This window comes from Aquimonas voraii, from assembly GCF_900101825.1.
GTDB lineage: Bacteria > Pseudomonadota > Gammaproteobacteria > Xanthomonadales > Xanthomonadaceae > Aquimonas > Aquimonas voraii.
Window position 1 is genome coordinate 91,240 of record NZ_FNAG01000007.1, and the last position, 25,120, is coordinate 116,359.

25 protein-coding genes are annotated in these 25,120 nt (G+C 69.8%); 18 read left to right on the forward strand and 7 right to left on the reverse strand.

Going from position 1 to position 25,120, the window contains the following annotated elements:
- Window positions 1-19: 19 nt before the first annotated feature.
- The 5 genes from BLP83_RS12240 to metX are packed head-to-tail and all read left to right on the forward strand — an operon-like array spanning window position 20 to window position 5,262.
- Window positions 20-1,999 (forward strand): heme lyase CcmF/NrfE family subunit, encoded by a 1,980-nt coding sequence (locus BLP83_RS12240; protein WP_091243153.1) that lies wholly within the window; start codon window positions 20-22, stop codon window positions 1,997-1,999.
- Entirely contained in the window at window positions 1,999-2,541 is a 543-nt protein-coding gene (locus BLP83_RS12245) for a DsbE family thiol:disulfide interchange protein (protein WP_091243321.1), read from the forward strand. The genes BLP83_RS12240 and BLP83_RS12245 overlap by 1 nt, the downstream gene beginning before the upstream one ends.
- Window positions 2,538-2,975, forward strand: coding sequence for a cytochrome c-type biogenesis protein (locus BLP83_RS12250; RefSeq protein ID WP_091243155.1), 438 nt, complete (start codon window positions 2,538-2,540; stop codon window positions 2,973-2,975). The genes BLP83_RS12245 and BLP83_RS12250 overlap by 4 nt, the downstream gene beginning before the upstream one ends.
- Window positions 2,976-2,980: 5 nt before the next feature.
- Entirely contained in the window at window positions 2,981-4,147 is a 1,167-nt protein-coding gene (locus tag BLP83_RS12255; RefSeq protein WP_091243157.1) for a c-type cytochrome biogenesis protein CcmI/CycH, read from the forward strand.
- The gene (metX, locus tag BLP83_RS12260) at window positions 4,144-5,262 is read left to right on the forward strand and encodes a homoserine O-acetyltransferase MetX (RefSeq protein ID WP_091243160.1); all 1,119 of its coding nucleotides are present in this window, start codon (window positions 4,144-4,146) and stop codon (window positions 5,260-5,262) included. The genes BLP83_RS12255 and metX overlap by 4 nt, the downstream gene beginning before the upstream one ends.
- A gap of 114 nt (window positions 5,263-5,376) precedes the next feature.
- Here metX and BLP83_RS12265 read toward each other — a convergent pair whose 3' ends face one another.
- A complete protein-coding gene (locus BLP83_RS12265; protein ID WP_091243162.1) occupies window positions 5,377-5,532 on the reverse strand; it encodes a 30S ribosomal protein THX in 156 nt (51 codons plus the stop codon).
- 157 nt (window positions 5,533-5,689) lie between these two features.
- Here BLP83_RS12265 and BLP83_RS12270 point away from each other — a divergent pair, with 157 nt between their 5' ends.
- Entirely contained in the window at window positions 5,690-6,178 is a 489-nt protein-coding gene (locus BLP83_RS12270; RefSeq protein ID WP_091243164.1) for a DUF4442 domain-containing protein, read from the forward strand.
- Between the two features lie 204 nt (window positions 6,179-6,382).
- Here the strand turns inward: BLP83_RS12270 and BLP83_RS12275 are convergent, their stop codons facing one another.
- Window positions 6,383-6,853 (reverse strand): MerC domain-containing protein, encoded by a 471-nt coding sequence (locus tag BLP83_RS12275; protein WP_091243166.1) that lies wholly within the window; start codon window positions 6,851-6,853, stop codon window positions 6,383-6,385.
- 143 nt (window positions 6,854-6,996) lie between these two features.
- On the opposite strand from BLP83_RS12275, the gene BLP83_RS12280 reads away from it, so the two are divergent.
- Window positions 6,997-9,084, forward strand: a complete 2,088-nt coding sequence (locus tag BLP83_RS12280) for a TonB-dependent receptor (protein ID WP_091243169.1) — start codon at window positions 6,997-6,999, stop codon at window positions 9,082-9,084.
- Between the two features lie 313 nt (window positions 9,085-9,397).
- Here BLP83_RS12280 and BLP83_RS12285 read toward each other — a convergent pair whose 3' ends face one another.
- Both BLP83_RS12285 and BLP83_RS12290 read right to left on the reverse strand, forming a co-directional pair.
- Complete coding sequence (locus tag BLP83_RS12285; protein WP_091243170.1) at window positions 9,398-9,616, reverse strand: hypothetical protein; 219 nt, start codon at window positions 9,614-9,616, stop codon at window positions 9,398-9,400.
- 91 nt (window positions 9,617-9,707) lie between these two features.
- Entirely contained in the window at window positions 9,708-10,274 is a 567-nt protein-coding gene (locus tag BLP83_RS12290; RefSeq protein WP_091243173.1) for a hypothetical protein, read from the reverse strand.
- Between the two features lie 185 nt (window positions 10,275-10,459).
- On the opposite strand from BLP83_RS12290, the gene BLP83_RS12295 reads away from it, so the two are divergent.
- From BLP83_RS12295 to BLP83_RS12310, 4 genes are read left to right on the forward strand one after another with little or no spacing between them, the layout of a single operon-like run.
- The gene (locus BLP83_RS12295; RefSeq protein WP_143006668.1) at window positions 10,460-12,079 is read left to right on the forward strand and encodes an ATP-binding protein; all 1,620 of its coding nucleotides are present in this window, start codon (window positions 10,460-10,462) and stop codon (window positions 12,077-12,079) included.
- A 19-nt stretch (window positions 12,080-12,098) separates the two neighbouring features.
- Window positions 12,099-12,467, forward strand: coding sequence for a hypothetical protein (locus tag BLP83_RS12300; RefSeq protein WP_091243178.1), 369 nt, complete (start codon window positions 12,099-12,101; stop codon window positions 12,465-12,467).
- The gene (locus BLP83_RS12305; RefSeq protein ID WP_091243180.1) at window positions 12,454-13,785 is read left to right on the forward strand and encodes a hypothetical protein; all 1,332 of its coding nucleotides are present in this window, start codon (window positions 12,454-12,456) and stop codon (window positions 13,783-13,785) included. The genes BLP83_RS12300 and BLP83_RS12305 overlap by 14 nt, the downstream gene beginning before the upstream one ends.
- A complete protein-coding gene (locus BLP83_RS12310) occupies window positions 13,785-14,549 on the forward strand; it encodes a response regulator (RefSeq protein WP_091243183.1) in 765 nt (254 codons plus the stop codon). Before BLP83_RS12305 ends, BLP83_RS12310 begins: the two co-directional genes overlap by 1 nt.
- A gap of 16 nt (window positions 14,550-14,565) precedes the next feature.
- On the opposite strand, the gene BLP83_RS12315 is transcribed toward BLP83_RS12310, so the two are convergent.
- The 3 genes from BLP83_RS12315 to gltX all read right to left on the reverse strand — a co-directional run bounded on the left by BLP83_RS12315 (window position 14,566) and on the right by gltX (window position 18,191).
- Entirely contained in the window at window positions 14,566-16,239 is a 1,674-nt protein-coding gene (locus BLP83_RS12315) for a succinylglutamate desuccinylase/aspartoacylase family protein (protein ID WP_091243184.1), read from the reverse strand.
- Entirely contained in the window at window positions 16,226-16,732 is a 507-nt protein-coding gene (locus tag BLP83_RS12320; RefSeq protein WP_091243187.1) for a Fur family transcriptional regulator, read from the reverse strand. The genes BLP83_RS12315 and BLP83_RS12320 overlap by 14 nt, the downstream gene beginning before the upstream one ends.
- 64 nt (window positions 16,733-16,796) lie before the next feature.
- Entirely contained in the window at window positions 16,797-18,191 is a 1,395-nt protein-coding gene (gltX, locus tag BLP83_RS12325; RefSeq protein WP_091243189.1) for a glutamate--tRNA ligase, read from the reverse strand.
- A gap of 199 nt (window positions 18,192-18,390) precedes the next feature.
- Between gltX and BLP83_RS12330 the strand changes: the two genes are divergently transcribed.
- From BLP83_RS12330 to BLP83_RS12360, 7 genes are all read left to right on the forward strand, one after another.
- Window positions 18,391-19,038, forward strand: a complete 648-nt coding sequence (locus BLP83_RS12330; RefSeq protein ID WP_091243191.1) for a peptidylprolyl isomerase — start codon at window positions 18,391-18,393, stop codon at window positions 19,036-19,038.
- A 66-nt stretch (window positions 19,039-19,104) separates the two neighbouring features.
- The gene (locus tag BLP83_RS12335) at window positions 19,105-19,815 is read left to right on the forward strand and encodes a UDP-2,3-diacylglucosamine diphosphatase (RefSeq protein ID WP_091243194.1); all 711 of its coding nucleotides are present in this window, start codon (window positions 19,105-19,107) and stop codon (window positions 19,813-19,815) included.
- A 96-nt stretch (window positions 19,816-19,911) separates the two neighbouring features.
- On the forward strand, window positions 19,912-20,409 hold the full coding sequence (locus BLP83_RS12340; protein WP_143006669.1) for an LEA/WHy family protein: 498 nt from the start codon (window positions 19,912-19,914) through the stop codon (window positions 20,407-20,409).
- 27 nt (window positions 20,410-20,436) lie between these two features.
- A complete protein-coding gene (locus tag BLP83_RS12345) occupies window positions 20,437-22,233 on the forward strand; it encodes an acyl-CoA dehydrogenase C-terminal domain-containing protein (RefSeq protein ID WP_091243198.1) in 1,797 nt (598 codons plus the stop codon).
- A gap of 98 nt (window positions 22,234-22,331) precedes the next feature.
- Window positions 22,332-22,820 carry a GNAT family N-acetyltransferase gene (locus tag BLP83_RS12350; RefSeq protein WP_091243200.1) on the forward strand — a complete coding sequence of 163 codons (489 nt, stop codon included), beginning with the start codon at window positions 22,332-22,334 and terminating at the stop codon, window positions 22,818-22,820.
- 239 nt (window positions 22,821-23,059) lie between these two features.
- Window positions 23,060-23,662, forward strand: a complete 603-nt coding sequence (locus tag BLP83_RS12355) for an HNH endonuclease (RefSeq protein WP_091243202.1) — start codon at window positions 23,060-23,062, stop codon at window positions 23,660-23,662.
- A 131-nt stretch (window positions 23,663-23,793) separates the two neighbouring features.
- Entirely contained in the window at window positions 23,794-24,888 is a 1,095-nt protein-coding gene (locus BLP83_RS12360; protein ID WP_091243205.1) for a hypothetical protein, read from the forward strand.
- Window positions 24,889-25,120 lie beyond the last annotated feature (232 nt).

The window sequence follows — 25,120 nt, forward strand, 5'->3', positions numbered from 1 at the left end:
CGCGCCCGAGATCGATGGCATGACCCCTGAACTTGGCAACTTCGCCCTGGTGCTGGCCCTGGTGCTGGCCCTGGTGCAGTCCTCCCTGCCCCTGTACGGCGCCTGGCGCGGTCACGCCGGGCTGATGGCGCTGGCGCGCTCGACCGCCTACGGGCAGTTCGCCTTCTTGCTGCTGAGCTACCTGATCCTGACCGCGGCCTTCATCCAGCAGGATTTCTCGGTCGCCTACGTGGCCAACAACAGCAACACCCTGCTGCCCATGATGTACCGCATCTCGGCCGTGTGGGGCGCGCACGAGGGCTCGCTGCTGCTGTGGGTGCTGATCCTCGCGATGTGGACGGTGGCGGTGGCCGCGTTCTCGCGCAGCCTGCCCCTGCACGTGGTGGCGCGGGTGCTGGCGGTCATGGGCTGGGTCAGCGTCGGCTTCCTGCTGTTCACTCTGCTCACCTCGAACCCCTTTGATCGCCTGCTGCCGGCGCCGCCCGAGGGCCGCGACCTCAACCCGCTGCTTCAGGACCCGGGCCTGATCTTCCACCCGCCGATGCTCTACGCCGGCTACGTCGGCTTCGCGGTGGCCTTCGCCTTCGCCATCGCGGCCCTGCTGGGCGGCCAGATGGACGCGCAGTGGGTGCGCTGGAGCCGGCCGTGGACGAACGTGGCCTGGGCTTTCCTTACGCTCGGCATCGGTCTCGGCAGCTGGTGGGCCTATTACGAACTGGGCTGGGGCGGCTGGTGGTTCTGGGACCCGGTCGAGAACGCCAGCTTCATGCCCTGGCTGGTGGGCACCGCACTGATCCATTCGCAGGCGGTGACCGAGAAGCGCGGCAGCTTCGCCGGCTGGACCCTGCTGCTGGCCATTGCCGCGTTCTCGCTGTCCCTGCTGGGCACCTTCCTGGTCCGCTCGGGCGTGTTGACCTCGGTGCATGCCTTCGCCTCGGACCCCGAGCGCGGCATCTTCATCCTCATCTTCCTGCTGGTTGTGGTCGGCGGCTCGCTGCTGCTGTACGCGCTCCGCGCCGGCGGCATCGAGCGCGGCAAGCCGGCCGCGCCGCTGTCGCGCGACACCCTGCTGCTGGTCAACAACCTGCTGTTCAGCGCATCCACCGCAATGGTGCTGATCGGGACGCTGTACCCGCTGCTGGCCGATGCCCTGAATCTCGGCAAGATGTCGGTGGGCCCGCCCTACTTCAGCCTGCTGTTCACCGCGCTGATGGTGCCGGTGGTGCTGCTGATGCCCTTTGGCCCCTTCTCGCGCTGGCAGCAGGAGCAATGGGGCCGTTTCGCTCCTCTCGTCAAGCTGGCGTTCTCGCTGACCGTGCTGGTGACTGCCCTGGCCTTCTTCAGCATCGAGGACGGCACGCTCAAGACCTGGGCGGGCGTGGCAGGGGCCACCTGGGTGATGGCCGGCACCGCGCTCTACGCCTGGAAGCGCTGGCAGTCCGCGCCGGCCGGCCGCCGCTTTACTGCCGAGATAAGCGGCATGCTGCTCGCGCACTTCGGTGTCGGCGTGTTCGTCGCCGGCGTGCTGCTGGTGGAAAGCACCAGCATCGAGCGCGACCTGGCGCTGAAGCCGGGCGAGGCGACCGAGCTGCGCGGCTTCCGCTTCGAGTTCGAGGGCGTGGCCCACCGCGAGGGCCCGAATTTCGATGCCGACCGCGGCACCGTCCACATCTATGTCGATGACCGCCGGATCGCCACGCTGCACCCCGAAAAGCGCGCGTACAAGAGCGGCGGCCAGATCATGACCGAGGCCGGCATCGACCCCGGTGTCACCCGCGACCTCTACGTCGCGCTCGGCGAGCCGCTCGGCGATGGCCAAGCCTGGTCGGTGCGGGTCTACGTCAAGCCCTTCATCCGCTGGATCTGGTTCGGCGCCCTGCTGATGACGATCGCCGGTTTCGTGGTGGCTTTCGATCGGCGTTTCCGCCGGGTGCCTGCGGCTGAAACGCTGCCCATTCCGGCCAGCACGACGCCCGAAGCGCTCGGAGCCCGCGCATGATCCAGCGTCTGTTGCCGCTGATCGTGTTCCTGCTGCTGGCCGCCCTGCTCGGTGCCGGCATCTGGCTGTCGGCCGTTCGCGATCCCAACGCGATCCCCTCGCCGCTGATCGGCAAGGCGGCGCCGGCCTTCGAACTGCCCAGCCTGCACGAGCCCGACCGGCTCGTGCGCAGCGAGGAGCTGCTGGGCCGGCCCTACCTGCTCAACGTGTTCGGCAGCTGGTGCCCGGGCTGTCGTGACGAGCATCCGGTGATCGAACGGCTCGCCCGCAGCGGACAGCTGCCGGTGGTGGGCTTCAACTGGAAGGACGAGCGCGCGGACGCCCTGCGCTGGCTCAACCAGTTCGGCGACCCCTATGCGCTGATCGTGGTCGACTTCGAAGGCCGCACCGCCATCGACTACGGCGTGTATGGCGCCCCCGAGAGCTTCCTGATCGGCGCCGACGGCACCGTGCTGTACAAGCACATCGGCCCCATCACCTGGGCGGACATCGAGCGCGAGATCCTGCCGAGACTTGCCGGCGCTGGCGGAGTCAGTCCATGAGCCGCCTGCTCGCGGCGATGCTGGGCCTGCTGCTCAGCCTGTCGGCCGTGGCCATCGACCCGCTGCCCTTCCGCGACCAGGCCGAGGAGGACCGCTTCCGCAAGCTGGCTGCCGAGCTGCGCTGCGTGATGTGCCAGAACCAGTCGCTGGCCGACTCCAACGCGATGATCGCGCAGGACCTGCGGCGCGAGGTGTTCAACCTGATGCGCGAAGGCAGGAGCGACCAGCAGATCAAGGACCACCTGGCCGCGCGCTACACCGACTTCGTGCTGTACCGACCGCCGCTGCAAGGCGCGAACTGGCTGCTGTGGCTGGCTCCGGCGGGCGTGCTGGTGGCCGGCGCCATTGCGCTTGCGGTGATCGTCCGCCAGCGCAGCCGCGGTCTGAAGGGCGAATCCGCCGAGCGCGACTCCACCACCGACGAGGAGTGGTAAACCCGATGTTCTGGATCCTGGCCGCGGTGCTTGGCATCGCTGCGCTCGCCTTCGTGCTGCGCCCCCTGTTGAAGCCCCCCGTGCTCGACGAGCACGCCGACAAGCGGCGCGCGTTGCGCGCGGCGGCCGCGGCCGGCGCGATTGGCGAGGACGAGCTGCACGAGCGTCTGCTGGCGCTTCCCGTCGAACCCGCTCCGCAACCGACGCCGGTTGGGGTCGTCATGGCCATGGCCGTGCTGGTGCCCGCGCTGGGCTTCGGGCTGTATCTGCAGGTCGGCTCTCCGGAGGCCCTCGATCCCGCGGCGCAGGTGGCGCCACCGGCGCCCACCACCATGGAGGAAGCCATCGCCGCGCTCGAGGCCCGTCTTGCGGCTGAGCCCAACGATGTCGAGGGCTGGGTGCTGCTGGGCCGCAGCCGCCGGGCGCAGGAGGATTTCGCCGCCGCCGAAGCGGCGATGGCCAAGGCCTATGCGCTGGCGGCCGACAACGTAGAAGTGCAGATCGACTATGCCGAGGCCAAGGCCTTGGCCACGCCGAGTCGCCGCTTTCAGGGCGAATCGTTGGCCCTGCTCCAGCAGGCCTATGCGCGCGAGCCAGGCAATGCCCGCGCGGCCTGGCTGCTGGGTATCGCCGCCATGCAGGACGGGCGTCCGGCCGATGCGGCGAAACTGTGGGAGCCGATCCTGGCGCAGATGCCGGCGGACGCGCCCGCGCGCCCCGCGCTGACCCGCCAGATCAACGACGCCCGCCAGCAGGCGGGGCTCGCGCCGCTGCCCGAGGCCAGCGCGCCGACGGCGGCAGCGGCCACGCCCTCGGTCGAGTCCACCGGCGCACGCATCGAGGTCGCGGTCGAATTGGCCGCGGAACTCGCCGCGCAGGTGCCGGCCGACGCCGTGCTGTTCGTGTTCGCACGCGCGCCAGAGGGCCCGCGCGCACCGCTGGCGATCCAGCGACTTTCCGCCGCATCGCTGCCGACGACGCTTGTGCTGGATCAAAGCATGGGCATGATCGAGGGCATGAATCTCGGCACCTTTCCTGAAGTCGTGGTCGGCGCGCGGATCTCGGCCAGCGGCAATGCCAGCCCTCAGAGCGGCGATCTTGAAGGCCTGAGCGAGCCGCTACCGGTCAGCACGGGCCGCGCCCGCGTCGTCATTGATCGCGTACTGCCGTGACCGAGTTCATTCCGCCCGCCACCCGCTGGTTCGACCTGCCCTCGCCGTTTCCGATGAAGCGCGGCGGCTGTCTCGATGGCGGCCGTCTGGCCTACGAGACCTGGGGCACGCTCAACGCCGAGCGCAACAATGCGGTGCTGGTCCTCACCGGGCTCTCGCCCAGCGCACACGCGGCCAGCCATCCCGACGATCCGGAATCGGGCTGGTGGGAAGCAATGATCGGCCCCGGCAAGCCGATCGATACCGGTCGCTGGTTCGTGATCTGCGTGAACTCCCTCGGCAGTTGCCGCGGCAGCAGCGGCCCGGCCTCGATCAATCCGGCCACGGGCAAGCCCTGGCGGCTGTCCTTCCCCGAGCTGTCCGTGGAGGACGGCGCGCGCGCGGCCTATGCGCTGGTGCGGGGCCTCGGCATCGAACAGCTCGATACCGTGGTCGGCTGCTCGATGGGCGGCATGACCTCCCTGGCCTTCCTGCTGCAGCATCCGCTGGCGGCGCGGCGCATGCTCAACGTCTGCGGCGCGGCCCACGCCCTGCCCTTCTCGATCGCCGTGCGTTCGCTGCAGCGCGAGGCGATCCGCCTCGATCCGCTGTGGAACGGCGGCGACTACAGCGATTCGGCCTATCCCGAGAACGGCATGCGCATCGCCCGCAAACTGGGCGTGCTGACCTATCGCTCGGCGATCGAATGGCACGGACGCTTCGGCCGCGTGCGGTTGGACAGCGAGCTGCGCGAGGACGACCCCTTCGGCCAAGAGTTCCAGGTCGAGAGCTATCTCGAGGGCCATGCGCGGCGCTTCATCCGCCAGTTCGACCCGAACTGCTACCTCTACCTGTCGCGCTCGATGGACTGGTTTGACTGCGCCGAATACGGCGAGGGCGACGTGCTGCGCGGGCTGGCGCGCATCCGCCTGCAGCAGGCGCTGGTGATTGGCGTCGAAACCGACATCCTGTTCCCGATCGAGCAGCAGGCGCAGATCGCCGAAGGCCTGCGCCGCGGCGGCGCCGACGTGCACTTCGCCAGCCTGCCCTCGCCGCAGGGCCATGACGCCTTCCTGGTCGACTTCGAGCGCTTCGGCCCGCTGATCCAGGATTTCATGCGCGCCGCCGCTGGCTAGTCGCCGAAGCGGTGCGGCAGGCGCCGCGGCGCGATCCCCACGCCAAAACGCGAACACCCCGCACGGGCGGGGTGTTCGGAACGCCTGCGGCGGCCATTGACCGCTGCGCGGAGCTCAGGCCTTCTTGCGGGCCGGGGCCTTCTTGGCCGGAGCCACCGGCGCGGCCGGAACGACCGACTTGGCCGTCGCCTTGCTACCGTGCGGACGGGCGTTGCCGTAGCTGCCGTTGTAGATCTTGCCCTTGCGGGTGCGGGTATCGCCCTTGCCCATGATGTGCTCCTCGGAACTGTGTTAAAGCGGGTCGCTTCGGAAAGCCGCGTAGCCTACCACCTCGGGCGGGCCGCGCAAACCGCGAAGCAGCCCAACGCCAGCCCGCGCATCGGCGATGCCTCGCCGCCTGCGACGATCGCCGCCACCCGGAACTGACATGACAGAAAGCCGCCTTGCCCGCCGTCTCCGCCAGCTTGACCGCCTGCCGGCCGTCCTGCGCCCGTGGCTGCGCGACCGGGTGCTGGGCCGCGCGGTTCCCCTGGTGGGAACCGCCGGCATTCACTTCGAGCAGGTCAACGGCGAAGGAGTGATCCTGCGCCTCGCCAACCGTCGCCGCGTACAGAACCACATCGGCGGCGTCCATGCCGCCGCCATGGCCCTGCTGGCGGAGACGGCCAGCGGCTTCTGCCTGGGCTGGCATCTGCCGGACGACCGCCTGCCGCTGATCAAGAGCCTGCAGGTCGACTTCCTGCGCCGCACCCAGGGCGCACTGCAGGCAAGCTCAAAGCTCGATCCGGCGCAGATTGCGCATGTCCTGGCCGCGCCCAAGGGGGAACTGCTGGTGCCCGTGGAGGTGAGCGACGAGACGGGCGAAGTGCCCATAGCCTGTCGAATGCTCTGGGCCTGGGTGCCCCGCGCGCGCTGAGCGCCAGCCCGCCATTGGCAGCATGTTGAAAACTCCCTTCCGGGGAGTTCTTCAAGTCGGCGGTCCGGCGCCGATCCGCACCGCCTCACGACAAATCAATCGCTTACGCGCTTGCTTCGTCGTCCCGGCCATCCCTGGCTGGCCCAGCAGGCTGCTTTTCAACAGCCTGCTCGGCGGGGAATCGAGGATCAACCGAGATTCGGCTCAATCGTGCCGACAGGCCGCGTCGTGGATATGCGCAGCGCGCTGCAGACGCAGGTTGCGCAGGTGGGCGAAGGCGATGAAGGTCCCGCCCAAGGTCATGAGCACGGCATGCAGCACCAGATCGTGGTGCCAGTGCCCGAAACTGCCGAACCAGATCAGGCCAAGGCCGGGTGCCGCAAGCACCATCGCCGAGCGCCGCCGATGGCGCCTGAACCCATGAGCAAGGCTGGCGATGGCCAGCAAGGTCGCGAACACCACGAAACCGCGTTCCAGCCACTCCGAGGCCAGCAGGCTGGAGCCCAGCGCCGGCAGCACGGCCAGCAGAAAGGGCCAGGACGCGCAGTGCACGGCGCAGACCGCCGAGGCGATGGCGCCGATACGGTCCGCACGCTCGCCGAGTTCGACTCCGCGAACCTGCGAAGAGTCGGCCGCGGCAAGCGAGGATTCGAGACAGGCGCTGGTCGATGACATCAGGATTTCCGGGCGGTGAGGGGCGCGCGTGGACTGCCACGGCCCAGTGAGGGTGATAGTATAACGTCCAATTTCGAGACCGAGGGCGCTGCCGCGCCCTTGTTTTTGCCCAACAAAAGCAACGTTATAACAACGGAGCCTCTATGCCGCGTCATCCGCTCAGCCTCGCCGTCGCCGTCCTCCTGCCGGGCCTTGCGCTTGGACAGAACCCAGGCAGGGCATCGCACGATCTTGACCGTGCAAAGCAACTCGACGAACTGATCGTCACCGCCAGCCCGCTGCGCTCGAACGCCGAGAACGTCGTGCAGCCGGTCGAGATCCTGGCCGGCGAGACCCTGGACGACCGTCGCGCCGGCACCTTGAGCGAGACGCTGTCCGGCGTGCTAGGCGTGCAGACCTCATTTTTCGGCACCGGCGTCGGCCGGCCGATCATTCGTGGCCAGGAAGGCGCGCGCGTGCAGGTGCTGAACGAAGGCATCGGCAGCCTCGACGCCTCGACGACGAGCGTGGACCACGCGGTGAGCATCGATCCGTTCCTGGCGGACCAGATCGAGGTGCTGAAGGGCCCGGCCACGCTTCTGTACGGCCCGGGCGCGATCGGCGGCGCCGTGAACGTCGTCGATGGTCGGGTTCCCACGTTGCTACCCGAGGCAGCGATCAGCGGCCGCGCCGAACTTCGCGCGGGCAGCGTCGCCGACGAGCGCAGCGGCATGCTCCGTCTGGACGGGGCGCGCGGCCGCATCGCCTGGCATCTCGACGGCTTCCGCCGCGACACCGCCGACTACGAGATCCCGGGCTACGCGCGGCATGCGCACGACGATGCGCATGAGGAGCATGACGAGCCCGGACACGAGGACGAGGAGAATCCCTTTGGCCTGCTGCCGAACAGCGCGGTCGACAGCCGCGGCGGCGCCGCAGGCGCCAGCTACATCGGCGAACGTGGCTTCATAGGGCTTGCGCTGAGCCGCTTCGAATCCCTGTACGGCGTGCCCGGCCACGCCCACCACGCGCACGAAGAGGACCACGACCCTGCGCATGGCCTCGACAAGGCCGAAGAAGAGGAAGAAGAGGTGCGCATCGATCTCGGGCAGACGCGCTGGGATCTGAAGGCGGGCCTGTTCAATCCCCTTGCCGGCATCGAGTCGATGAACCTCCGCATCGGCGCCAACAACTATCGGCATTTCGAACTGGAGGGCGAGGAGATCGGCACCCGCTTCGACAACGACGCCGTGGAAGCCCGCGCGGATCTCGTGCATGCCCCCATCGGCGGCTGGCAAGGCGCGCTTGGCGTGCAGACCTCGCGCCGCGACTTCAGCGCGCTGGGCGAAGAAGCTTTCGTGCCGCCCTCGCTGTCGCGCGACCTCGGCCTGTTTCTGATCGAGGAGCAGAACCTCGACCGCTGGAAGCTGGAATGGGGCCTGCGCGCGGACCGCGTGCGGATCGAGGCGGATGGCCATGAGCGCCGCAGCTTCTCCGGCTTCAGCGCCTCCGCCGGCGCGCTGTTCCGCCTCAACGAGGCACTGCACTTCAGCGCCGGCTTCGATCGCGCGGAGCGCGCCCCGAACGCCGAGGAACTGTTCTCGGACGGGCCACACCTGGCGACCCGCGCCTACGAGCTCGGCAATGCCGCGCTCGGCAGTGAGACCGCCCGCCAGCTCGAACTGGGTCTGCACCTGCACGCCGGTCCGCTGAGCGGCAAGCTGTCGGCGTACCGCAACCGGATCGACGACTTCATCTACCAGGCAAACACCGGCGCAGAGGAAGAGGGCCTGCCGGTGCTGCAGTGGTCGCAGGCCGATGCAACCTTCCACGGCATCGAGGGCGAGCTGAAGTGGGCGATGTTCGACAATGCCAGCGGCGCGTGGAGCCTGCGCCTGTCTGGCGATGCGGTAAATGCCAGCCTGGATGCCGGCGGCGCGCTGCCGCGAATCGCCCCCGACCGCACCGGCCTCGCCTTGGACTGGAGGCTGCAGGGCTGGCGCGCCAGCATCGATGCGCAGCGCTACGCGACCCAGAATGCGGTCGCCGAGTTCGAGGAGCCCACCGCCGGTTTCAGTCTGCTGAACGCCAGCGTGGCCTACCACTGGGACGTGCAGAACTTTGGCTGGGAAGTCTTCCTGCGCGGCAGCAACCTCGGCAACCGTGAGGCGCGCATGCACACCTCGGCGCTGAAGGAGGACGCCCCGCTGCCCGGCCGCAATCTGGTGGTCGGCCTGCGCGCGTTCTTCTGATCGGCTCTGAGACCAGCAAGACTGCCCGCATCCCGCGCTCCGGCCATGTCGGCCGGAGCGTCGCGGGCGCGGGCACACCTGCGAATCGAAGGCCGTGGGGATAGCCCGCCGTAGTGGTTAAGAAGCGGCAGATGCGCGCCGTCCATGGCGCGCCCGAAACTCTGCACAGGCAGAGGGATGAAGCGCGAAGCCTCAAAGCGGCTCGCGATGAAAAGCCCAGATCATAAGGACGCCAATGGGGAGGACACGCACGGAATGAGGCGATGGCAGCGCGCAGCGCAGGACGCGGTCGACGGCCCCGCGTGACAGCGAATCAACGCACGCTGGCGCTGGCGCCCGCCGAAGACGAAAGCCCGCGCGGCGCGACGGGCGCATGCAGGGCCAACTGCAGGGCCAGGCTTAGCAGACCCAGCAGCAGGAAGAACGAGACCAGGGTCCGCCGCAGACGCAGTACGTTGCGCGCGGGATGCACGCCGGTCAGCCAGAACGCGCCGCCTGCCAGCAGCAGGAAGGCGAAGCAGAGAATCAGCATCGGACACCTCCTCGAATGGCTTGCTCACATCCTCCGGTCGGAACCGCAGGCGCCGGGCCTGCCTGGCACCTGCGGGGACCGTCCATCGCCGCTAGTCGCGCAGCGGCACATCCCACAGCAGCACGCCATCGCGCAGGCTCAGCAGGTGCTCGCCGGCCTCAACACCAGGGCCCAGGCGCAGGCTGCGCGCGCGCACGCCGCCAACGCCGTCGGCCAGCAGATCAGTCACTTCGCCAACGATGTCGAGGCGCCAGCGGATCTGGCCGCCGTCCATCGCCACTGCCAGCAGCTGGGTGCGGGTCTCCTGCCCTTCCATCTCGCCGCCGCGGGCAAGCGCGAGGTAGAGCAGCTCGCGGTCGTCGACGAGCGCGGTCACCGCGCCTTCGCCGAGACCGAGGATCCAGGCTGTGCGGCCCTGCGCATCAAAAAACCTGAGTTCCACCTCTGGCGGTTGCCGGCTGTCATCGGCCACCAGCCGCTCGCTGACCAGCACGGTGTTGCCGCGGGCGTCCGCCCACAGTCCGCGCGCGCTGAGCTCACCCGAAACAGCCGGCGCCGCCTGCACGTCGGCACTGCCGGACTGCACGGCGCTGACCAGGGCCGCCAGCGTCAGGGCCAGTACGGCGATCGGCACCAGGGCACGCACGGAGAACGACATCGGCGGTTTCCTCGCAGGGGCGCCGCGGGGCGGCTTTCTGGCCTGTAGGAAACCACGTGCCTGCCGCGCATTCAGTCCGCCAAATGTGGCGCCTGCGTAGGCCCGGCCGGGCAGCGCTCCGCATGTGTGCGCAGTTTGTACGGGCTTTGTAGCGCCGGCCTCGGCAGCGTCGTCACCGTGCTAGCGTGCGCATCCTCGACAGCACGCCTCCGCCCACCCAACAACACGCCGTGTCCAGCCTGTTCGTCCGCCTCTACGTGGGCCTGATCCTGGCGATGCTGCTGATCGCCGGCGGCGTGGTGGCGACGCTCAGCCTGCTCGAAGCCCAGCGCGCCGCGCGCTACCGCGAGGCCGTGCTGTCGGCGCCGATGCAGCTGATGGCCGAGGGCGTCGCCCGCCACGCGGGCGAGGAACGGCAGCGCTGGATCGACATCGCTGCACGCCTGCTGACCTCCGAACTGCGGGTGGAGACCACGCCGCAGCCGCCGAGCGAGCTGGTGGTCGAGCGCATGGGCGAGCAGCAACACCGCGCCCGTCTCGCCCTGCCCGGCAGCGACAACGAGCAGCTCGTGCTGCTGTTCCAGAACTGGACTGAACAGCAGTGGCGGGCCACGACCTTCCTGCTGCTCAACGAACTGGGCCGTCTGCCGGCTGGCGAACAGCGTGAGGCCCTGCAGCGGATCGCCGACCGCCTGCCCTACCCGCTGCGCCACCTGGGGCTCGACGAGGTCGATCTCGACCCGCGCCAGCGCGAGCGCATCGCCGCCGGCGAAGTGGTGATGCAGATCGAATGGCGCGACGGCGGGCGCCCCAGCACACGCTTCTTCGCGCCCTATGGCGAGCGTGGCGACGTGCTGGCCGTAGGCCCGGTGCCGAGCCTTGGACCGCTGCCGGCCTCGACGGTGCTGATGCTGATCGTGGCGGCCGCATTGGCGTTCTCGGGCGTCGCCGTGTGGGCCATCCGCACGCTGGAGCGACGGCTGCAGCACATCGACCGCGCACTGGCGCGCTTCGGCGCTTCCGACTTCGAACTCGGCGAGCTGGGCCCAGCCTCCCCCGATGCCATCGGCCGCCTGGCCCAGACCACCCACCGCATGGCCGGGCGCATCCGCAGCCTGCTTCGATCCCAGCAGGAACTGGTGCAGGGCATCTCGCACGACCTGCGCACGCCGGTGGCGCGGGTGCGCCTGCGCCTCGAACTGCTGCAGGCCGATGCCAGCCAGCAGGAGCGCATCGCCGGCATCCGCCGCGACCTCGACGAACTGGAAAGCCTGATCGACGCCGCGATCACGTATTCGCGCCTCGACGAGGGCGGGATTGTGCTCGCCTCGCAGCCCATCGATGTCGCCCAGGAGCTGCGCGCGGTGGTGCAGGACCAGCGTGTGCTGGCGCGGGACATCGAGCTCTCGACCGATCTGCAGGTGCCGGCGCGGCCGCTTGCCGCCGATCGTGCCCTGCTCAGGCGGGCGGTGCAGAACCTGCTGGGCAACGCCCTGCGGCATGCGCGCTCGCGCGTCGAGGTTGAACTGCGCGAAGCGGTCAGCGGAATCAGGATCGCGATCGAGGACGACGGCCCGGGCGTGCCCGAGAGCCAGCGCGAGCGCATTTTCGAGCCGTTCTCACGACTGGACGAGAGCCGCAGCAAGGCCTCCGGGGGTTACGGGCTCGGGCTGGCGATCGTCCGCCGGATCGCCGAGCGGCACGGCGGCCGGATCGCCTGCGGCGCTGCCCGTCTCGGCGGGGCCCGCTTCGAGCTGGAGCTGCCCTGGGGGATCGCCAGCGCCCACTCGCCTGCACATCCATGAACAGCTACACTCGCGCGCTATGAAGACCCTGCCTCTCGCGCTGTTGGCTGTCCTGACCTGCCCGGCCCTGGCGTCCGCCCAGGCCGCAGACCCCGCAGCCGACGCCCGCGAAACCACGCCCGACAAGGCCATGGCGCTCGCGACGGTGGCTGCCAAGCCCGCTGCCGAGGACTGGGGCATCTGGAACCGCGCGCCGCGGCGCGCCGGGCGCGATCCGCTGCTGGCTCTGGGCCAGCGCGAGCGCGCCCCCACCCCCGAACCGATCGACGCCGCCGCCCGCGGCGATTCCACCTCCGGCACCGCCGGCCGTGGCGACATCGATCTGAATGCCTGGGACAGCGGCCGCATCGAACTGCCGCCGCCGCCCAAGCCCGATGCTGGCAACTGAGCGCGGTCCAAGCCGCCCCTCCCTACCCCACGCCCCCTGGCTGCGCACGCCGCTGCGGGTTCTGTGTGCCTGCATCTGCCTGCTGGCGCTGGCCGCGCCCGCGCCCGCCGTATCGTTCGACTGCAGCGATGCGGACCGCTGCCTGCAGTCCGCCTTGGAGGCGCGAGAGCGCGAGGGCGAACAGGCTGCGCTCGCCCGGCTCGACGTCCTGATCGCCACCCACCCACAACGCCTGCGAGCGCGCGCCGAACGTGCGCTGAGCCTGTACCGCCTGCATCGCATGCAGGAAAGTATCGATGAGATTGACGGTTTGCTCGCCCGCGATCTGCCGCGCAACGTGCGCGCCAACCTGCAGGCTCTGCGCGACGAAGCCCGCTACCGCCTGACCTCGCGCTCGACCACCCGCTTCGGCCTGCGCGTCGCGCTGGGCCATGACGACAATGTCGCCAGCTTCGCCGACTTCGATGCCCGTCGCGAAGGCAGCAGCACGGCGATCGGCACAATTGGAGGGCGGCCCGACGAGTACGCCGAGGCCGGCGGCCGCATACGTCTGCGCAGCGTCGGCGTCGGCCGCTTCAACAGCCGCTTCGACGCCGACCTCAACCTGCGCAACTACCACCGTGAGAACGCATTCGACCTGCAGGACCTGCGCCTGCGCGGCGGCGTCGAGTGGCGGCCGAGCGGCCTGTTCGGCATGTCGCTGGCGCCCGGCCTGCGCCACCTGCGCCGCGCCGACGATGCCCTGCTGAGCGACGGCAGCCTAGAGCTGGCGGCAGGCCTGAGCCATGACCCGCTGTCGCTGCGGCTCGGCGTGGAGCGCGCCTGGCGTCGCTACGACAGCTCAGCCTTCAGCGGCCTCGATGCCGACCACTGGGCCGGCAGCCTGCGCAGCCAACTGCTGTTCGGCCGCGAGATCCAGTGGTGGGTGGCTCTGGATCTGGAGTACCGCGAAGAGGCCGCGCGCAACCCGGTGCAGTCGCGCGACCTCAAGCGCTCAAGCCTGCATGCCGGCCGCAGCAGCGAGCACCAGGAGTGGTCGCTGAGCCTCGATGACAGCCGCTACCGCTATGGCGGACGCAACCAGCCCCCCTTCGCCTATCTGCCGGGGTTCGCGGTCGCCGACGGCGACCCGCCAAGCCCGGTGGCGGTCGGCGTCGACCGCTTGATCTATCGCAGCCTGGAAGCACGCTACCGCTACCACCTCGACACGCGCTGGAGCCTGCAGCTGCGACTGCGACGGCAGCTGTCGGCGATTGGCGGCGTCGAGACCTCCTTGGACCGCACCAGCATCGACATCGGCATCGAATGGAACCGTTGATGAGCGAATTCGCTGACACCGACAACCCGCGCCTGCTGGTCGTCGAGGACGACCCCGAACTCGGCAGCCTGCTGCAGGAATACCTGGGCGCGCAGGGCTACAGGGTCGACCTCGAACCGAATGGACGCGCCGCCGTCCAGCGCATCCTCGGCGAACCCTATGCGCTGGTGATCCTCGACCTCATGCTGCCGGGCGAAGATGGCTTCGGCATCTGCCGGCAGGTGCGGCCCCACTTCCACGGCCGCATCCTGATGCTGACCGCGCGCGAGGACAGCATCGACCAGGTGCTGGGCCTGGAGCTGGGCGCCGACGACTACGTGCGCAAGCCGGTCGAACCGCGCGTGTTGCTGGCGCGGGTGCGCGCCCTGCTGCGGCGGGAACTGGCGGCCGGCAACTCCCTGCCCGGCGCCGCGCCCACCGCCTCGATACAGGCGCCGGCGGTGCTCAGCGTCAGCGGCATCACCCTCGACGAGGGCGCGCATGAGGTGCGCGTGCACGGCGAGCCGGTCGACCTCACCGAGGCCCAGTTCGGCCTGCTGAGGCTGTTCCTGAAGAATGCCGGAGTGGTGTTGTCGCGGCAGGAGCTGTTCAGCGGGCTGCGCGGCATCGACTACGACGGCCAGAACCGCGGTATCGATCTGCTGGTCTCGCAGCTGCGCGCTCGCATCGGCGACGATCCCACCCAGCCGCGCCTGATCAAGACCATCCGCGCCCGCGGTTACCTGTTCGCCCGGCCGGGCGAAGAGCCGCGCGGCGAGGGCTGACGCGGCGCCGAATGGCCTACTCGTAGTTGTCGACGGCCTCTTCGTCGCCGAGCGGCTCCTCGGCGCTTTCGACTTCGCTGCCGATCCGCGCGTCCTCCAGCGCGTCCGCCGGCGCCTCGCCGTTGGCGGGTGGACGCCCGGCGTCCTCCTCGTAGGGCAGCACCGCCTGGCCGGTCTCGGCCTGGTTGACCGCCCCGGTCTCGCTGGTTTCCTCGCCGAGGTGGAAGATCGCATAGCCCGGCAGCACCACCTGGTTCAGGGCCATGCCGATCACCCGCCCGGACACGCTGGCGACGATGTCGGTTTCGGCGTTCTCCAGCGGATCGACGATCACCCCGATGCGCTGGCCGCGCTGCACGCGGTCGCCGAGCGCCACGTCGCTGATCAGCATGCCGCCACGGTTGGCGCGCACCCAGCGAGACTCGTAGAAGATCGCCTGCGGCTCCAGCCACTCCGGGCTGTCGCGCACCATGCCCAGTTTGTGCAGCAGGGTCAGCACGGCCTGCAGGCCGGCGTCGATCTCGCGCGGCTGCAACTCACCGGGGCCGCCGACCTCGAAGGTGACGGCAGGAATACCGGCCTGGGTCGCGGCCACCCGCAGCATGCCGCGCGAGCCTGCGCTGTGCAGCACCGGCGTGGCGCCGAAGCCGCGGGTGAACTCAAGCACATGCGGGATGCGCAGGTCGGCACGCACCTGCGGCAGGTTGATGCGGTCGAAGCTGCCGGTGTGCATATCGACCAGGGCATCGCAGTGGCGCGCCAACTGGTCAAAGAAGCTGTAGGCGATACGCGAGGCGATGCTGCCGGTCGGGCTGCCCGGGAAGAAACGATTGAGGTCGCGCCGGTCCGGCAGGTAGCGCGAGTTGCGGCTGAAGCCGAACAGGTTGACCACCGGCACGCCGACCACCGTGCCTGCCAGCGGGCTGGGCGCGACCTGCGACATCACCCGCCGCACCACTTCGACCCCATTCAACTCGTCGCCGTGCACGGCGGCGGTGAGGCAGAGCACAGGCCCCTGACGATCGCCGTGGACCACGTCCACCGGCGTGCGCATGTCGCCGCCGGCATAGGTCTGGCTGGCATTCCAGTACAGACGCGTGCGCGTGCCGGGCGCGACCTCGGCACCGAGCAGACTGAAGGCACGGATCAGCCGCGGGCCGACGAAGTCGCGGCTGTCCGGGTCGCCGGCGGGCTCGACCGCCGGCGGACCTGCATCCGGCTGCCCCGGCCAGTCGTAGGCCAGGCGTAGCCGGGTGGCCTCATCAAGCTCGGCGCTCTGGACAGCCTCGTCGGCTTCGTCCGCCGGCGATGTTCCCACTGCGTCCATGCCGGCGCCTGCGGGGCCGTCCGGCGGCGACGGCATGGGCGGACCGACGAATTGCGGATGCCCCGGGGTGGCGGCCGCTGCGCCGCCCTCAAGCGCGGGCGGCAAGGCTTCGGGCAGGACCTCGGTCTGCGCCCGCGCATCCTGCTCCAGCGCAGGCAGCGGCACGGTCTCGCCCCCTTGCGGCGGGTCGACGGCGACCGGATCCGGCCATGGCCCCAGCTCGATCGGCGGCGTGAGCCGCTGCTGCGGAGGCTCGACCGCCTGGGTCAGGCCAGCGGCCAGCGCGAGCAGCAGGGCGCACCCGCTTCGCCGGCCCGCGGCGAGACCGCGGCGGGCAGCGCGGGATGCCTCAGCGGGCCGCATTCACCGCCCCGCAGTCAGCGCACAGGCCGTGCACTTCGAGCGTCTGCGCGTGCGGCTCGAAGCCGAGTGCGCGCGCCTGCTGCAGCAGCAGGCGGGTCACCGCCTCGTCTTCCAACTCCACGGTAGCGAGGCAGCGCTTGCAGATCAGGAAGGGCACCGAATGCTGGTGGCGCGGATGGTGGCAGCCGACGAAGGCGTTGATCGATTCCAGCTTGTGGATGAAGCCGTTCTCGAGCAGGAAATCGAGCGCGCGGTAAACCGTGGGCGGCGCCACCGGACCGCGCTCGTCACGCATCTGCTCCAGCAAGGCGTAGGCCTTGACCGGCTTTTCCGCTTCGGCGATCAGGCGCAGCACCTGCTCACGCAAATGGGTCAGGCGCAGGCCACGCTCACGGCACACCGACGCCACCTCGGCGAGGTAGGCGGCGGCGTCATGGACATGGCTTTCGGGGTGGCTGCAGGCCTGCTGGCCGGGCGCGTGCGAGTGCGACATGGGCCGGGATCATAGCACCGCCCCCCAAGGCCTCCGGCCCCGCCGCAGCAGCCCGGCGACAGGCTCAGCCGATACGTGCCAGGGCCTCTTCGAGGCGCTTGAGGGCACCGGCGCGACCCGCCAGGTAAACCGTGTGCTCGATCGAGGGCGAGACCGTGCCGCCGGTGGTGGCAACGCGCAGCGGCTGGGCAACCTTGCCCATGCCCAACTCCAGTGCGGCGGCGGTGGCCTCCAGCGCGCCGTGCACGGCGGCCGGGCTCCACTCGGCCAGCGCGGCAAAGCGCGCGTGGGCCTCGCGCAGCACAGCCGCCGCCGGCTTCATGTGCTTCTCGACCGCAGCCTCGTCCCAGGCCTGGATCGGCCGGTACCAGAGCGCCGCGCGCTCGGCCATTTCCTTCAGGGTCTTGACGCGATCGCGCAGGGCGACCACCACGTCGGCGGGGTTCGGCCCCGAGGCGAGGTCGTAGCCCGCCTGCTCCAGATGCCAGTGCAGGTGCTTCGCGACCTCGGCCGGATCGTCGGTCTTGAGATAGTGCTGATTCAGCCAGGCCAGCTTGTCGAAATCGAAGCGCGACGCCGCGCGGTTGACGTCGTCGATCCGGAACAGGCGGATCATCTCCTCGATCGAGAAGATCTCCTGGTCACCGTGGCTCCAGCCCAGACGCACGATGTAGTTCAGCAGCGCGTGCGGCAGGTAGCCGTCGTCGCGGTACTGCATCACGCTCACCGCACCATGGCGCTTGCTCAGCTTGGCGCCGTCGGCCCCCAGGATCATCGGCAGGTGCGAGAAGCGCGGCACCGCCGCACCGAGTGCCTCGTACAGGTTGATCTGGCGCGGGGTGTTGTTGACGTGGTCGTCGCCGCGGATGACGTCGGTGATGCCCATGTCGAGGTCGTCGATGACCACCGCGAAATTGTAGGTCGGGTAGTCGTCCGAGCGGATCAGGACCAGGTCATCCAGCTCGGTGTTCGACCACTCGATGCGACCCTTCACGCGGTCGTCGAAGACCACGCTGCCCGCCAGTGGGTTCTTCAGGCGGATGACCCGGTTGGGGTCGTCGCGGCGCGGCAGGTTGAGTTCGCGCGAGCGACCGTCGTAGCGGGGTTTCTCGCCGCGCTCGGCGGCGGCGGCGCGCATCGCGTCGATTTCCTCGCGGGTCTCATAGGCGTAGTAGGCCTTGCCGGCCTGCACCAGCTCCGAGGCCACCTGGCGGTAGCGCTCCAGCCGATGGGTCTGGAAGATCGGGCCTTCGTCCGCCTCCAGGCCAAGCCAGCGCATGCCGTCGAGAATCGCGTCCACGGCCTCCTGGGTGCTGCGTTCGCGATCGGTGTCCTCGATGCGCAGCACGAACTGCCCGCCTTCGTGGCGCGCGGCGAGCCAGCAATAGAGCGCCGTGCGGGCGCCGCCGATGTGCAGGTAGCCGGTGGGACTGGGAGCGAAGCGGGTGCGACAGGTCATGGCGGGGCCGGGCGGCGAAAACGGGCGCGGATTGTAGCAGCGCCATCGGGAACCTCCGGCCGCGGGCAGGGGTCCAGCGGCGCGCGGCGCGACCCGCTTGCTGCCTACAATGCCAGGCCCGGCCCTCACGGCCGGCGCCGGCCGTCGCCGCCGAGCGCACCACCGTCATCCGATTCCCTTCGCCCAACGAGGAGCCGACATGCTTCGCAGCCTTGCCCTGACGCTCGCCTTCCTGCCCTTCGCCAGCTTCGCGCAGGACACCGCCCCCAGCGCCGCCGCGGCGCCGGCGCCCGCACCCGCCGCCAGCGAGCAGCCGGCCGCCCCCGCGCCGCGCGTCGCGCTCACCACCAATCTCGGCCGCATCGTCATCGAGCTCGACCCGGTCAAGGCGCCGAAGTCTTCCGAGAACTTCCTGCAGTACGTGCGTGACGGCTTCTACGCCGGCACCGTGTTCCACCGCGTCATTCCGGGCTTCATGGCCCAGGGCGGCGGCTTTACTGCCGACCTGCAGCTGAAGCCGACCCGCGCGGCGATTCCGAACGAGGCCAACAACGGTCTGTCCAACCTGCGCGGTACGGTCGCGATGGCGCGCACCAACGATCCGCACTCCGCCACCGCGCAGTTCTTCATCAACGTGGTCGACAACCAGCGCCTCGACTTCGTCTCCGAGCAGGACGGCCTGTGGGGTTACGCGGTGTTCGGCAAGGTCGTCGAAGGCATGGAGGTGGTCGACAAGATCATCGCCATCCCGACCGGCGGCCAGGGCCCGCTGCCGCGCGACGTGCCGCTGGAGCCGGTGCTGATCGAGAGCGCCGAGATCGTCGCCGAGGCACCCGCCGCCGGCTGAGGCACCGCGGGCCCGGCACCGCGCCGGGCCCGTCCACCCCCTGAGTCACCGCTGACCGAGGCCGGCGTGAGCCATCACTTCATCTCCGACCTGCACCTTGACGCGACGCGTCCCGAAATCACCGAACTGTTCCTGCGCTTCCTGCGTGATGAGGCCCAGCAGGCCGAGGCGCTGTACATCCTGGGCGACCTGTTCGAGGCCTGGATCGGCGACGACGCACCCGGCGAGTTGGGCATCGAGGTGGCGCGCGCGCTTTCGGCCTGCGCCCGCGCCGGCACGCGCCTCGCCTTCATGCGCGGCAATCGCGATTTCCTGCTGGGCACGGCCTATGCCCGCAGCGCGAGCCTGCAGCTCCTGCCCGACCCCTGCGTGGTCACGCTCGATGGCGAACCCACCCTGCTGCTTCATGGCGACCTGCTGTGCACGGCCGACCTCGCCTACCAGCGCTTCCGCGCCGAATGCCGGAAGCCGGAATGGAAGGCGGCTTTCCTCGCCCGCCCGCGCGCCGAGCGCGAGGCCTTCGCCGCGCAGGCGCGCGGGGAGAGCCAGCGCTACCAGGCCTCGCTCGAGTCCGACACCACCGACGCCCAGCCCGGCGCGGTCGCCGAGATGCTCACCCTCTACGGCGTGCGGCGCATGATCCACGGCCACACCCATCGACCGGCGGTCCACGAGCTGCCTGGCGGGGCGCGCCGCTACGTGCTGGGCGACTGGTACGAACAGGGCAGCGTGCTGCGCGTGCGCGGCGACCACTGGCAGCTGGACCGGCTCGGATAGGGCCGCAGGCATTCGCTCTCTGCCCGCGCCTGCGGCTTGACGCAGCCGCTGCGATCCGGGCTGTTATCCTCCCCCACCGTACGCCGGAGCACGGACATGCTGCCCTCCCCTCGCGACGCCTTCGCCCTTGCCGCTCGATGGATGCTCCTGGCCGTGCTCGCCGGATTGGTCGGTGCCTGCGCAAGCGGCGGCCCCAAGAAGCGCATCTTCCCGCCCAGCGCGAGCGTGCAGGAGCTGCGCGTGCTTGCGGACGGACGCTGGGAGCTGCAGCTGCGCGTGCAGAACTTCAGCACCGTGGCGACGCGCTTCGACCGTGTCGAAGCCGAGCTCGTCCTCGGCGGCGAGCCCGCGGCCCGCATCGACGAGGTGATCGACGACACGTTTCCCGCCAGCAGCGCCGAGGTCATCAGGATCGAGCTGCAGGCCTCGGCGAGCGCCGCCGAAGCTGTGCGCAGCGCGCTCGACAGCCGCCGCGGACTTGGCTACCGGCTCGAGGGCCATCTCACCACCAGCGAGCCCGGCAACCGCCGCGATCGCTTCGAATTCGACAGCGCGCTGACCCCGATGCCGGGGCTCGAAGGCGTGCTGCGCTGACCCACCACCTCACTGCGAGACTCCTCCATGAACAGCTACCGCGCTCCCGTCCGCGACCTGCGCTTCGCCCTGCATGACCTGGTCGGCCTCGAGGCCCACGCGGCCAAGCTGCCCGGCGGCGAGAACTTCAACCGCGAGCTGGTCGACGCGGTGCTCGACGAGGCGGCGCGGTTCGCCGAGCAGGTGCTGGCGCCGCTCAACATGAGCGCCGACGCCGAGGGCTGCACGCACGACAAGGACAGCGGTGCGGTGCGCACGCCGAAAGGTTTTCGCGAGGCCTACGCGCAGTTCGTCGAAGGCGGCTGGAGCGGCCTGACCGCGCCCGAGGAGTTCGGCGGCCAGGGTCTGCCTGAGCTGGTCGGCGCGGCCTTCAAGGAAATGCTGGACGCCGCCAACCTGAGCTGGGGCAACTACCCGCTGCTTTCGCACGGCGCCACCGAAGCGCTCAAGCACCACGGCGAAGCCTGGCAGCAGGAGGTGTTCCTGAAGCCGATCGTCGAGGGCCGCTGGACCGGCACCATGTGCCTGACCGAGCCGCACTGCGGCTCCGACTTGGCTCTGCTGAAGACCCGCGCCGAACCCCAGGCCGACGGCAGCTATGCCGTCACCGGCACCAAGATCTTCATCACCGGCGGCGAGCACGACCTGACCGACAACATCGTGCATCTGGTGCTGGCGCGCCTGCCGGACGCGCCGGCCGGCACCAAGGGCATCTCGCTGTTCATCGTGCCCAAGCTCAAGGTGGCGCGCGACGGCACCGTCGGCGAGCGCAACCCGGTGCGCTGCGGCAGCATCGAGCACAAGATGGGCATCCACGGCTCGGCCACCTGCGTGATGAACTTCGACGGCGCCCAAGGCTGGCTGATCGGCCAGCCCAACAAGGGCTTGAATGCCATGTTCACCATGATGAACTCGGCGCGCCTGGCGGTCGGCATCCAAGGTCTTGGGCTGATCGACCGCGCTTACCAGAACGCACTGGCCTACTCGCGCGACCGCCTGCAGATGCGCTCTCTGTCGGGCCCGAAGCGCCCGGACAAGCCGGCCGATCCGCTGATCGTGCACCCGGACATCCGCCGCATGCTGCTGACCTGCAAGGCCTTCGCCGAGAGCGGCCGGGCGCTGGCCCTGCACGCGGCCAGCCTCGTCGACCTGGTCGACAAAGCACAGACGCCGGAGGCGCGCGCCGAAGCCGATGCCCTGCTCAGCTTCCTCACCCCGATCGTCAAGGGCGTGCTGACAGAGGCTTCGGTGGAGTGCACTTACCACGCTCTGCAGTGCTTCGGTGGCCACGGCTACGTGCGCGAGTGGGGCATGGAGCAGCTGGCCCGCGACGCGCGCATCACCACCATCTACGAGGGCACGACGCAGATTCAGGCACTCGACCTGCTGGGCCGCAAGGTGATCCAGCAGCAGGGCGCCGGCTTCAAACTGTTCCTCGGCATGATCGTCGACTTCTGCAGCGCCAATACCGGCAAGCCGGAGATGGCCGAGTTCATCGCGCCGCTGGCGCAGTCCGCGCAGGACTGGCAGCAGCTGACCCTGGAAATCGCCCAGCGCGTACAGAAGAATCCCGAGGAGCTGGGAGCGGCCGCGGTCGACTACCTGTTCTATTCCGGCTACGTCACCCTGGCCTACTGGTCCGCACGCGCGGTCGCCGCCGCCGATGCCGGCGGCCACGCCGACGACTTCCGCGTTGCCAAGCGCGAGACGGCGCGCTTCTTCTTCAAGCGCCTGCTGCCGCGCACGCTCAGCCACGCGGCGACCCTTCGCGCGGGCAGCGACAGCCTGATGGCGCTCGACGAAACGCTGTTCGCCATCGCCTGAGGCTTGGGGCGTGCCGGCAGCCGCCGGCCCGCCCTTCCCCCGTCCGCGCGGACGGGGTAAAACAGTGCTTCCTCCACTGCACGCTTGCACGCGAACCAATGCACATCCAGGCCGGTGACACCGAGCTTCTGATCCGTTCCGCCGAAGCCGACGACGACGAGTTCATCCTTGGGCTGGTCGAACGCCTCGTCGATTTCGAGCTGCCCAAGTGGCGCAAGAAGAACGTGGTCTCGGAAGGCATCCGCCGCGACCTGGTCAAGCATCTGGAGAACCAGCCCCCGGGTTCCTTCCTGTTCGTGGCCGAAGACGCCGGGAGCGGCAAGCGCCTGGGCTTCCTGCACCTGCAGACCGTGACCGACTTCTTCACCGGCCACCTCAACTGCCACATCTCGGACATCGCCGTCGCCAAGGGCGCCGACGGCCAAGGCATCGGCCGCGCGATGATCGGCTACGCCGAGGATTTTGCCCGCGAGCATCGCTGCGAGCGGCTCACGCTCGCCGTCTTCCCCGGCAATGCGCGCGCGCGCGAACTGTACGAGGGCGTCGGTTTCGGGGTCGAACTGCTGCGCATGGCGAAGCCGCTCTGAGCTCCCGCGGCAGCCACTGGAGCGCCAGCACCCAACGGTGCCTGCGCGCTCACCCACCGCTCGCCCAAAACCGATATGCTCCGGCCATCCTCGCGCGTGCCCGGGCAATGGCATGGCGCATGGCCTGCTGAGCGTGCGTCGCTACGCGTGCGGCTTTGAGCGACGTTCCATCTTCCGGCTATGGCCCGGCCTCGCCTCCGCGAGGCCGCGTCGTCCCTGAAGTCCGGAAGGAGCGCAGCATGCAGCGAGCGGCAGCCCAGCTTCACGCCCTGGAACGCACCCGCGTCCTCTCTTTGGATGCGCACGGACGCATCCTCGACTGGATGAGCTGGCAGGAGGCCGTCTGCCTCTATGTCCGCGAGGCAGTGGCCTGGACCCTCGGCCAACCCTGTGCCGTCGTCCATGGCGGCTACAGCCGGGCGAAGGGCAGCCAGAGCATCATCGAGTTGCACCCGATCGTCGCAGCCCGCGGACACGCCCGCCCCGCCGCCATCGACCCCTCGCCGACCCTCAACAACGGCGCGCTGTTCGCCCGCGACCGCCACCTTTGCCTGTACTGCGGCGGCCACTTCAACCGCCATGAACTGACCCGCGACCACGTCGTGCCGACCTCGCGCGGCGGCCGCGACGTCTGGACGAACGTGGTCTCCGCCTGCGTCGCCTGCAATCTGCGCAAGGGCAACCGGACCCCCCAAGAAGCCCGCATGCCGCTGCTGGCGGTGCCCTACCGGCCGAGCTGGGTCGAGCACCTGATCCTGTCGAACCGCAACATCCTCGCCGACCAGATGGAATTCCTGCGCAGTCACCTGCCCAAGCGCAGCTTGAATCCGCCGGTGAATTGACGCTCGCAGCGCTTTCATCAACACTGCGCGGCTGTTTCACGCGGCCCGACAGTGCCGGCGGCGCGCGCAGCAAAGACCGAAACCAGATTCCCGTGCGGCCCCGCCAGCGCCGCACGCCAGGGGGGAAAATCATGGCCCAGATCCGCAAGTTCAGCCTGTCCGGCTTCAGCCGGGCGGACGAGGCGAGCTTCAGCGAGCTGTTCAAATCCGCCGCGCGCCGCGCGGCGACGGGCGCCAGCCTGGTCGCCGAAGCCGAAGCCGAAGCCCTGATCATCGACGCCGATTCGATCTACGGGCAGATGGGCCTGATGCAGGCGCAGAACTCCGGCAAGCTGCTGATCGCGATCACCGCCGGCAGCCGCGTCGACGCCGACCACCGGCTCAGCAGCCCGGTCAGCGAAGAGGCTCTGGCCGAACTCCTTGGCAGGGTCTCCGCCGGAGCCTCGCGCCCGGACGCCACCGCGGGCGCACCGTCTCCGGCAGCGGCTGCGGCGTCCGCCACCAGTGCGCGACTCGAAGCCAGACCGAGCCCAGCTCCGGCGCCACGCGTGCAAGCGGCGGCCAAGGCTGCGCCGCCGCCCGCACCGGCACCGGCACCGGCACCGGCACCGGCACCCCAGGCTGCCACGGGCGGCGAAACCGCGAAAAGCGAAGCGCCGAGAGAGCGCAGCCTGTTCGAGCACCTGCAGCCGGGCATGCTCAGTCAGCCGGTGATGATCGAGCGCGGGGCGGCACCCCCTCTGGTGATCGACCCCGCCAACCGCAGCTATCTCGGCGGCGCTTCGCTCAAGCCCTATGTCGAGTACCTGTCCGCACCCATCCCGGCCCAGGCCATCAAGCCCGTGCCGACGTCACGCCTGACCGAACTGGAAGCACAGCTCGGCGGCCGCCAGCCGATCCAGCGCCTGCTGTGGCTGGCTGCCCTGCATGCCGGGGAAGGCCAGCTGATCGGCTTCGACCCCGCCACCCGCTTCAAGCTGGGCAAGTGGCCGCAGATCGAGCGCGAGTTCCCCAAGCACTTCCGTATCGCCACGGTGATGATGAAGGCCCCGGCCACGGTGGACGAGATCGCCGCCGCTTCGGGCGCCAGCCGTGAGGAGGTTTGCGACCTGCTGAACGCCTACCTCGCCACCGGCTTCGCCGAACCGGAACAGGTCCAGGCCAGCGTCGCGGCTGAGACCGCGCGAACCGGACTGCTGGATCGACTGCGTGGATTGAGGGGCTGAAGCGCCGGGATTGGGGATTGGGGATTGGGGATTGGGGATTTGCGAGCCCATGGTGCCACCCCGAGGTCTCTAGATTCCGCTGCGCTCGTCCACCCAGCCGGGTGTGTTTGATGCCCCAGGCTGAACGCGAGCACACCGCAGCTGCGCTTTGATCGAATCCCGAATCCCCAATCCCGAATCCCACGCGCCCCTCGGGGCGCGCCGCTGTTGCCCTCCCCCCCGCGAGGCCGGA